The organism is Planomonospora corallina (genome assembly GCF_042650625.1).
Lineage (GTDB): Bacteria > Actinomycetota > Actinomycetes > Streptosporangiales > Streptosporangiaceae > Planomonospora_B > Planomonospora_B corallina.
In genome coordinates, this window is the sequence record NZ_JBHSBM010000022.1 from 19,414 (window position 1) to 28,771 (window position 9,358).

Consider the following 9,358-nt stretch of genomic DNA (forward strand, 5'->3'; position numbering starts at 1 on the left):
GGCCCGCGGTCCAGAGCCGGACGCCGTCGCGGCCGGTGCGCGCATGGGAAAGGACCGGCGTCCCCTCCGCGGAGGGGACGCCGGTCCCTTCGGATCCGGACGCGGCCGGGACCGGTCAGACGGCCACGGACAGCTGCGTGACCTCGCCCAGGCGGGCCTGGGCCTGAACGTCCTTGGTGACACCGCCGCCCGCGATGATGCGGACGGTCCAGTCACCGGGAGCGGCGAAGAAGCGGAAGACTCCCTCGTCGGAGACGACGACCTCGCCGGTGAACTCACCGGAGTGGTCGAGCAGGCGGGCGTAGGCCGTGCCCGCGCCCGTCACGACGCCCTGGATGACGGCCTGGTTGGTCAGGTCGATCCCGGCGGGAAGAGCGGTGGTCTGCTCCGGTGCGGCGCAACCCTGGGTCGTCATCAGCGGGCCTCTCCCAGCTCGACGGGCACGCCCACGAGCGAGCCGTACTCGGTCCACGAACCGTCGTAGTTCTTCACGTTGGCCTGGTCGAGCAGCTCGTGCAGCACGAACCAGGTGTGCGCCGAGCGCTCGCCGATGCGGCAGTAGGCGATGGTGTCCTTGCCGAAGTCGACGCCGGCGGCCTCGTAGAGGCTCTTCAGCTCCTCGTCGGACTTGAAGGTGCCGTCGTCGTTCGCGGCCTTGGACCACGGGATGTTGCGGGCGGTCGGCACGTGGCCGCCGCGCTGCGCCGACTCCTGCGGCAGGTGCGCCGGGGCGAGCAGCTTGCCGGTGAACTCGTCGGGCGAGCGCACGTCGACCAGGTTGAGCTTGCCGATCGCGGCGAGCACGTCGTCGCGGAAGGCGCGCAGGTTCTTGTCCTGCTCGGAGGCCTTGTACTGGGTGGCCGGGCGCTGCGGGACCTCGGTCACCAGCTCGCGGGAGTCGAGCTCCCACTTCTTGCGGCCGCCGTCGAGGAGCTTGACGTCGGAGTGGCCGTAGAGCTTGAAGTACCAGTAGGCGTAGGCGGCGAACCAGTTGTTGTTGCCGCCGTAGAGCACCACGGTGTCGTCGTTGGAGATGCCCCGGTCGGACAGCAGGGCCTCGAAGCCCTCGCGGTCCACGAAGTCGCGGCGGACCGGGTCCTGGAGGTCCTGCCTCCAGTCGATCTTCACGGCGCCACGGATGTGGCCCTTGTCGTAGGCGCTGGTGTCCTCGTCGACCTCGACGAGAACGACACCAGGGGTGTCGAGGTTGGCCTCGACCCAGTCGGCGTCCACCAGGGCGGCGGAGCGGCTCATGGAATCCTCCGGGATTATCTTGCGGCGGGCAGTAGACGGCGAATGATCAAGTACGTCTCGCAGCCGAGGCAGAAGCCGAACGCGGCGTTGAGAAAGGCGGCGAACAGGGCCGCGGCGGTGGCGCCGAGGGCCAGCGGCGTGATCTGCGTTGCGTGTCCGACCAGGCCCAGCAGGGTGAAGGCGAGTCCGACGAGCTGCGCGAAGCGCGGCGGCCGGCCGTCCTCGAACTCCCTGGGAGGGCTCTTCACCATCCCTTTGAAGACCATCCCGTACGGCGAGGCGCCGAGGGCCCCCAGTGCGAACACCACGGCCTGGGCCGCCAGCGGCCACGCGCTCTCCGTGACGAGGGCGAGCGCGAGGACGACGGTGGTGACGGCCGCGGTGAAGCGGAGGGCTCTGGGATCAGCCTGCATCGTGCGATGCTCCTGAAGGGTCGTGCAGATCGGTGCGGCGTGAGGCCGCGTGGGATCGCCCTCAGGAAACGCGACAGAGCGCGGTGGCGACGCGGCAGAAGTCGACCGCGCGCCGCTTCGTCAGCAGCTCTGTCATCGGGTGCATGGCGATGACATTACCCCGGCGTTCCGGTATCTGTCACATCCCTGTCCAATTTCTGAGACAGGAGCCTCCCAAGAGCGGTAGGCTGCCCCGCTCATTCGCCGATGGCGAGGCCCAGTGCGCCGATCACGTCGGCCTTCCGTGGCTGGCCCGAGGCGCGTCTGACCACATACCCCGACCGGTCGAGGACAATCACCGTCGGAGTGCGCAGGATGTTCAGGGAGCGGACCAGCTCCAGCCGGGACTCCGCGTCGATCTCCACGTGCGCCACGCCGGGCACCATCCGCGCCACCTCGTCGAGGATCCTGCGGGTCGCCCGGCACGGCTGGCAGAACGCGCTGGAGAACTGCACCAGCGTGGCCCGCTCGCCCAGCGCGGTCCCGAGCTCGTCCGGCGTCAGCCGCTCCACGTCACCCCTCACCTCGCGCGGCACGCCGCTGCGCCGCCGCAGCGCCACGCCGGCGAGCGTGGCCAGGGCGAGCGTCACGATCACCACCGTCAGCCCGGTCATCGAGCACGACAACGCCCGGCCGCCGCAGGCTTGTTCCCGCCCCGGGCCCTCGTCCCAGCGGGCGGGGCCCGCGAGCAGCACCCGCCCCTCAGCGGGCGGGGACCGCGAGCAGCACCCGGCCCTCAGCGGTGACGAGCTCGAAACGCTCGATCCCCCCGGGCGGGACGGTGACCGAACCGGGGAAGGGACCCGACTCGTCGTAGGCGGCCCGGTCGACCGTCCAGTTCCCCGCCGTCTGGCGGCTCCCGTCGGCGGCGACCACGTCCAGCCGGAAGCGGGTGCCGGTGGCGATCCCGGAGACCACGACCTCCACGGCGGTGGCCTGCCCGGCCGGGGCGGCGCTCACCCGGGCCCGGACGCCCCCCTGCTCGCCGCCCTCCCTGACCAGCGGCTCGTCCGCCTGGTCCAGCATCACCGACGCGTCGGAGCCCGCACTGGACGTGGGCGCGGGACGCGCCTCCTCCGGGGCGGACTTCCGCGTCACCGCGGGATCCTCGCCGGCGGCCGGCGGGGGCCCGGTGCGCAGCACGGACGCCGATGCCTCAGGGGCCGGCCCGGCGGACTTCGCGGCCTCGGAGCTCCCGGCGGCGTCCCGGCTCCCCTCCGCGGCCGGGTCCCCCCCGGTGGCGTCGGAGGCGCTCTGCGGGGCGGAGGCCGCCGTCATCGTGTCCTGCGCGGACCGGTCGGCCGTCACCCAGACGGTCCCGCCGACCCCGATCACCGCGGCCGCGGCCGCCAGCCCGAGCAGCGTCCGGGCCGTCCGCCGCCGCCTGGCCCGGCTCCGCAGCAGCCGGTCGAGTACGGAGTGCGGCGGGCGGGCCACCTGGGCCACGTCCTCCTCCGAGACCCGGCCGAGGAAGCCCGCCACCCCGGCCAGTTCCTCCGCCTCCGCGCGGCAGCCGGCGCAGCCGGCGAGATGCTCCTCGACGAGCGCGTGCTCGGCGGCGTCCAGCGCGCCCAGGGCGTGCACGCCGAGCGACATCCGTACCTCGTCACAGCTCATGGTCATGGCGCGAGCCCCCGCTCCTGCAGCGCCAGCTTGAGCGCGCGCAGCGCGTAGTACGTGCGCGACTTCACCGTCCCGGCGGGGATGCCGAGCGCCTGGGCCGCCTCCTTCACCGATCTCCCCCGGTAGTAGACCTCGACGAGCACCTCGCGGTGCTCGGGGGTGAGCGCGGCCAGCGCCTCGGCGACCGCCCAGGACTCCACCGCCCGCTCCAGCTCGTCCTCGGCGGGCACCACGGCGAGCGCCTCGTCGCCCGTCTCCGGCGGGCGCGACCTGCGCGCCCGGTGCTGGTCGAAGACGAGGTTGCGGGCCACGGTGAACAGCCACGCGCGGATCGAGCGCCCGCCGAGCACGTCGGGATGGCGCCAGGCCCGCAGCAGGGTCTCCTGCACGACGTCCTCCGCTCTCCCCGGGTCACCCGTCAGTCTCAGCGCGTAGCCGTAGAGCGGCCCGCCGTGCTCGTCGAAGAGGGCTCTGACGAGCTGCTCGTCGGCGGTTCCGGCGTGGCTCACACCCTCATGACGTACGGCGGGGCGGTTCGGTTCGGACACGGCGGGGCCGTTCTCGCCGCTCAGCCGCGCAGCGGGACGTCCGACGCCTCCGCGGTGATCCGCAGGCCCCCGGTCACGGGCTCGACCTTGGTGATCTTGAGGTTGAAGGGCAGGTTCCTGATCGGGATCTCGTAGCGGAGGAAGCGCTCGGGGTCCGGCACCGTGATGCCGCCGCCCAGCTCGACCTTCTCGGGGAGGAGCCGCAGCCCCTTCTCGGTCACCTCGACCTTCAGCCTGGCCTCCGCGGGGACCTTCCGTCCCAGGAAGGTGATCTCTCCGCTGACGTCGAGGCCGCCCGGTCCGGCCTGCACCGTCAGCCCCTGAGGCGCCCGCTGGTTCAGCGCCTCCTCGCCGACCTCGACGGTGCCCACCACCCGCTCGGCCCGGATGTCCACCTGGTCGGCACGGGTCACCAGGTCGGCCAGGGGCGCGGTGACCCCGTACAGCGTGGCGTCCACGGCGGAGAGCCGGACGCCCGCGACGGTCATCGAGCCGACGGCGACCTCGACCTGCTCGTAGCGCCCGGCCACGGCCTGGGTCAGGAACGGGATGCCGTGGATGGCCACCTCCGGGGGCGAGGCGAGGTCGTAGCGGGCGGTGGCCCTGGTGGCGATCTCCTTCTCCACCCCGGCGACCGCCACCCTGTCCAGGATCGCGACGAGGACGAGCAGCAGGACCAGAAAAGCGAGCAGCTTGCGCATCCGACTTCCCGTCGTTCGTCTTCCGTTCTCGGTTCCCGGACGTGGCCAGACTGCCATCGCCCCGCACCCGGCGGCAATCTCGTCCTGCGGGCGGCCGTCCCCCGTACATGCCGTCCCGTCCTGCGGGCGGCCGTTCCCGCGCATGCCGTACCCCCCGGCCCCCCGCGGCCGGGCTCTCCCGGCCGGGCCTCCGCCCACCGGGTCCTGCGCGCGGGATCAGCCCCCGGCGAAGGGCGGGAGCACCTCGACCGTCACCCCGTCGGCGAGCACGATCGCCTCGTGCGCCCGGGTGCCCACCGGGTGCCCGTCCACCAGGAAGGAGGAGCGGCGCGCCACCTTGGCCAGCTCGTCGCGGCCGGTTGTGACGTTCACCACCAGCTCCGCCAGGTTCGCGGCCTCGAAGGGCTCCTCCGGCACGCCCGCCGCCTCCTTCGCCGCCGCCCAGTAGCGGATCGTTCCCCTGGCCATCGGTCGACCATCTCCTCGTCGTATGCGGAAGGTGAAGAGGCGATTACGGCGAATCCACCGGGGAAAGCAGGTGTTCAGCAGGTGGACGTTCGCTGGACGCTCACCCCTCCTCGGCTATCCTCGCCTAAGGACCTGGGCGATGTGGCCCCCGGGTCCTTACGTGTTTGTACGGCTGGTGCCGGCACGACGCGGGAAGGAGGTGGTCGTGAGCACACGCATCGGGCGGGCTCCGCACGGTCGCCTGCCAGTGAGCCCGGCGAAGGAGTGCACGTGAGCAACCTCCTGCTTCTTACCAATGCCCTGCAGCCGTCCGCCGAGGTGCTTCCGGCGCTGGGGCTGCTGCTGCACTCGGTCCGCGTGGCGCCCGCGGAGGCGTCCGCGCTGATCGACGCCCCGCCCGCCGACGCCGTCCTCGTCGACGCCCGCCGCGAACTGGTTCAGGCCAAGAGCCTCTGCCGGCTGCTCCGGACGACCGGCCTCGACTGCCCCCTGCTGGTGATCGTCACCGAGGGCGGCCTGGCCGCGATGACGGCCGAGTGGGGCGTGGACGACGTCATCCTCGACACCGCGGGCCCGGCCGAGGTCGAGGCGCGGCTCCGGATGGCAGTGGGCCGGCTGAGCATGACCGCCGCGGAGGAGGCGCCGGACGAGATCCGCAACGGCGACCTCTCGATCGACGAGGCCACCTACACCGCCCGGCTCCGCGGGCGCGCCCTGGACCTGACCTTCAAGGAGTTCGAGCTCCTGAAGTACCTCGCCCAGCATCCCGGGCGGGTCTTCACCCGGGCCCAGCTGCTCCAGGAGGTCTGGGGCTACGACTACTTCGGCGGCACCCGGACGGTGGACGTCCACGTCCGGCGGCTGCGCGCGAAGCTCGGCGCCGAGTACGAGTCGCTGATCGGGACGGTCCGCAACGTCGGCTACCGGTTCGTCCCCGAGCGGGGCAACGAGTCCGCCGAGGAGCGCGAGCCCGCCCACCAGTAGCGCCCGCCGCAGGGGCGGGCGACGTCGGCGGGCGGGCGGAACGGCATCCGCCGACAGGCGGGCAGAACGGCATCCGCCGACGGGCACGCGGGACGGGCGAGCAGGGCGGACGACGCCGGCGGGCACGCGGGACGGGCGAACGGAAGGGGGGCGNNNNCCGCCCCCTTCCGCCGTTCGTGCGGGCCGCGCGCGACGGCCCGCACGTCTCGGCTTGACCGCTCTTACGGCTTGACCGTGATGTGGTTCGGGACCGGGGGCTCGATCACCGGGTTCGCCGCGAAGTAGGCGGCGAAGGCGTCGATGTCGAGCGGGCCGCTCCACACGTCGGTGCCCTGGGTGAAGGCGGCGAAGGCGTCACCGCCGCCGACGAGGAAGTTGTTGGCGGCGACCCGGATCGTCTGGGTGTCCGTCACGGCGACCCCGTCGATCTTCAGATCGGAGATCTTCGACCCCCACGGCGCACCGGTGCTGTAGGAGTAGGTGAGGTTCGACGACGGCTGGAGGATCTTGGTGAAGGCCTGGTTGTTGGGCCCGCCGGGGAACTGCTGCTCCAGCACCGTCTTGAGCTGGGCGCCGGTGAGGGTGACCACCTGGAGCAGGTTGTTGAACGGCTGGACGGTGAAGGCCTCGCCGTAGGTCACCACGCCGTCGCCCTCGCCGGCGGGCGAGCTCGCGTAGGTGAGGCCGGCGCGCACGCCGCCCGGGTTCATCAGGGCGATCTGGGCGTTGCCGCCGTTCTTGGCGGCGGCGAGCTGGCCGTCGGCGATGAGGTTGCCCAGCGGCGACTCACCGGAGGGGGACGCCGTGTTCGTGATGTCCGCGGTGATCTTGCCGATCGGCTTGTTCGCGACCGTGGAGACGCGGTCCTTCCAGGTCTGGACGAACGCGGAGATCTCCGGGTCGGGGGTGACGGTCCGGGTCACGACCTGGTTGTCGGCGACCACGGAGGAGCGCACCACGTCGCGGGTGCGGGTGTTCACCTGGAAGTCGACCTTGGTGATCACCCGGCCGAACGAGCCGCCCTGGCTGTACAGGCGCTTGCCGCCCTTGGGGTCGGTCACGGTGCACAGGTACGCCTGGTGGGAGTGGCCGCTGAGGATCATGTCGATCTCGGCGTCCACCTGGGTGGCGATGCGGTGGCCCGCGCCGGGCTGGGCGCTGCACGCGTCGGGCGAGGAGTTCGGGGCGACCTGGTCGCCCTCGTGCACGAGCACGACCTGGGCCTTGACGCCGACCAGCCTGAGCACCTTGGAGGCGGCGTTGGCGGCCTTGACCTCGTCGGTGAACTCCAGGTCCTTGATGCCCGCGGCGGTGACGATGTTCGGGGTGGTCTTGGTGACCAGGCCGATGAAGCCGACCGGCACGCCGTTCATCCAGCGGACGGAGAAGGGCGGCAGGGCCGGGACGCCCTGCTGCCGCAGCAGGTTGCGGATGGCGGCGTTGTTCTTGCCGAGCTCGGCGAGCGCCTCCCTCTCCGCGCTGTTCTCGTTCTTCCGCTTGAGGATGACGTTGGCGCCGATGTAGTCGTACTTGGCGCCCTTCCACTGCCCGGCGGGGGAGCAGCCGTCCACCGGGTGGCAGCCGCCGTTCATGATGCGCTTGAGCTCGTCGTACCCCTCGTCGAACTCGTGGTTGCCCACGGCCGAGGTGGTGACGCCGATCTTGCCGAGGAACTCGACGGACGGCTCGTCGTGGAAGGCCGCCGAGATGAGCGGGGTGGCGCCGATCAGGTCGCCCTGGGCGACCTTGATGGTGTTCTTGTCGCTGAGCTGCTTCATGTGGGTCGCGAGGTAGGCGGCGCCACCGGCCTCGACCGTGGCACCGTGCTCGTCGACCAGGCGGCCCGACGAACCGGTCGGGGGCTCCAGGTGACCGTGGAAGTCGTTGAGGGAGAGCAGGCGGACCGGCACTGTCTTGGCAGGCTTGCTACCCGCCTCGGCCGGTCCCGTCGCGAGCACGAGACCGGCGGAGGCGAGGGCGCCGGCCAGGGCCAGCCGCTGGAAGGAACGGGACATCATGGGACAAGACACTAGAGCCGTTGTCTATGCATCGAATGTCTGGAAGGTAACGATTCGCATTACCAGGAGATGGCGTTTTTTGCCAGTACCCGGTGATCCGCGAGCCGCGCGGGCGTCCTAGAGTCCAGTTCATGGACGTGCGCGTACAACACCGGGAACGACTCGAGGAGCGGGAGGCCGCCGCCGTGCTGGCGCTGGTGGAGGCCGCCACGGCGGCCGACGGGGTCCGCCCCCTCGACGAACACGTGATGATCCACCTGCGTCACGGCGGCGAGAACGGCGCGCGGGACGTGCTTCTGTACGCGGGCGGGGAACTCGCGGGCTACGCGCACGTCGACCCCGGCACCCCGGGCGACCCGGGTGATCCGGGCGAGGACCCGGGCGGCGAACTCGTCGTCCACCCCGCCTTCCGGAAGCAGGGGCACGGACGCCGCCTGCTGCGGGCCGTACTGGAGGAGACCGGCGGGCGGCTGCGCCTGTGGGCGCACGGCGGGCACCCCGGCGCCGAGGCGCTCGCGCACGCGGAGGGCCTGGAGAAGGTCAGGGAGCTGTGGCAGATGCGGCGCCCGCTGGCGGAGCCGATCCCGGACTTCACCCTCCCCGAGGGGGTACGGCTGCGCGCCTTCGACCCGGAGAGCGACGCCGAGGCCTGGGTGGCGCTGAACGCCCGCGCCTTCGCCCACCACCCCGAACAGGGCGCCTGGACGCTCGCGGACCTGCGGCAGCGCGAGCGGGAGCCGTGGTTCGACCCGGCGGGCTTCTTCCTCGCGGTACGCGGAGACCGCCCGGTCGGCTTCCACTGGACGAAGGTGCACGCCGCCGGCGAACAGGGGGACGAGCCCGTCGGCGAGGTCTACGTGGTCGGCGTGGACCCCGGCGAGCAGGGGGCCGGGCTGGGCCGGTCGCTGACCCTGGCGGGCCTGGCCCACCTGCGCTCCCTCGGTCTGTCCGAGGTGATGCTCTACGTCGACGAGAGCAACACCTGGGCGGTCCGCCTCTACCGGGGACTGGGGTTCACCCGCTCCGGCATGGACGTGATGTACCGGAGGTGAGGACCGGTGCCTGCATGACGCTCCGGGGCGCCGCACGTCCGGGGTGAGGGCCGATGGGCACGGCGCGGGAGCGCCGCGCACCGGACGGCCGCGCAGACGGCAACGGTCCGGCGGACGGCGACACGACAGCACAGCGGCACGACGGCACGACGGCACGACGGCGATGAGAAAGGGCGCCGGCCCCCGGGGGGCGGCGCCCTCACCTGCGGACGGTTACTCGACCATCCAGTGCAGCGCGTAGTAGGACAGCGCGGCGAC

The 9,358-nt window shown here is 72.2% G+C and carries 12 protein-coding genes; 2 read left to right on the forward strand and 10 right to left on the reverse strand.

The annotated features are described in order from the left end of the window. Positions 1-115 precede the first annotated feature (115 nt). The 9 genes from ACFOWE_RS19220 to ACFOWE_RS19260 form a co-directional block, all read right to left on the reverse strand. A complete protein-coding gene (locus tag ACFOWE_RS19220; protein ID WP_377289689.1) occupies positions 116-415 on the reverse strand; it encodes a DUF1416 domain-containing protein in 300 nt (99 codons plus the stop codon). Next, positions 415-1,254, reverse strand: coding sequence for a sulfurtransferase (locus ACFOWE_RS19225; protein WP_377289691.1), 840 nt, complete (start codon positions 1,252-1,254; stop codon positions 415-417). The genes ACFOWE_RS19220 and ACFOWE_RS19225 overlap by 1 nt, the downstream gene beginning before the upstream one ends. Positions 1,255-1,268: 14 nt before the next feature. Further along, positions 1,269-1,667: a DUF4395 domain-containing protein gene (locus ACFOWE_RS19230; protein ID WP_377289693.1), complete on the reverse strand. Its 399-nt coding sequence runs from the start codon at positions 1,665-1,667 to the stop codon at positions 1,269-1,271. 61 nt (positions 1,668-1,728) lie between these two features. Beyond that, positions 1,729-1,812 carry an Ms5788A family Cys-rich leader peptide gene (locus tag ACFOWE_RS19235; protein WP_373293851.1) on the reverse strand — a complete coding sequence of 28 codons (84 nt, stop codon included), beginning with the start codon at positions 1,810-1,812 and terminating at the stop codon, positions 1,729-1,731. A gap of 91 nt (positions 1,813-1,903) precedes the next feature. Continuing rightward, positions 1,904-2,320: a TlpA family protein disulfide reductase gene (locus tag ACFOWE_RS19240; RefSeq protein ID WP_377289709.1), complete on the reverse strand. Its 417-nt coding sequence runs from the start codon at positions 2,318-2,320 to the stop codon at positions 1,904-1,906. 88 nt (positions 2,321-2,408) lie between these two features. Then, positions 2,409-3,329, reverse strand: a complete 921-nt coding sequence (locus tag ACFOWE_RS19245) for a zf-HC2 domain-containing protein (RefSeq protein WP_377289695.1) — start codon at positions 3,327-3,329, stop codon at positions 2,409-2,411. Continuing rightward, positions 3,326-3,838, reverse strand: a complete 513-nt coding sequence (locus ACFOWE_RS19250) for a sigma-70 family RNA polymerase sigma factor (RefSeq protein WP_377289697.1) — start codon at positions 3,836-3,838, stop codon at positions 3,326-3,328. Before ACFOWE_RS19250 ends, ACFOWE_RS19245 begins: the two co-directional genes overlap by 4 nt. A gap of 59 nt (positions 3,839-3,897) precedes the next feature. Further along, positions 3,898-4,578 (reverse strand): LmeA family phospholipid-binding protein, encoded by a 681-nt coding sequence (locus ACFOWE_RS19255; RefSeq protein ID WP_377289699.1) that lies wholly within the window; start codon positions 4,576-4,578, stop codon positions 3,898-3,900. Between the two features lie 216 nt (positions 4,579-4,794). Then, positions 4,795-5,046, reverse strand: coding sequence for a MoaD/ThiS family protein (locus ACFOWE_RS19260; protein WP_377289701.1), 252 nt, complete (start codon positions 5,044-5,046; stop codon positions 4,795-4,797). Positions 5,047-5,316: 270 nt separating this feature from the next. Between ACFOWE_RS19260 and ACFOWE_RS19265 the strand changes: the two genes are divergently transcribed. Further along, positions 5,317-6,030, forward strand: coding sequence for a response regulator transcription factor (locus tag ACFOWE_RS19265; RefSeq protein ID WP_377289703.1), 714 nt, complete (start codon positions 5,317-5,319; stop codon positions 6,028-6,030). Positions 6,031-6,251: 221 nt separating this feature from the next. Here ACFOWE_RS19265 and ACFOWE_RS19270 read toward each other — a convergent pair whose 3' ends face one another. After that, positions 6,252-8,048, reverse strand: a complete 1,797-nt coding sequence (locus tag ACFOWE_RS19270; protein WP_377289705.1) for a bifunctional metallophosphatase/5'-nucleotidase — start codon at positions 8,046-8,048, stop codon at positions 6,252-6,254. A gap of 131 nt (positions 8,049-8,179) precedes the next feature. Between ACFOWE_RS19270 and mshD the strand changes: the two genes are divergently transcribed. Continuing rightward, a complete protein-coding gene (gene mshD / locus ACFOWE_RS19275) occupies positions 8,180-9,100 on the forward strand; it encodes a mycothiol synthase (RefSeq protein WP_377289707.1) in 921 nt (306 codons plus the stop codon). The last annotated feature ends 258 nt before the right edge of the window (positions 9,101-9,358 follow it).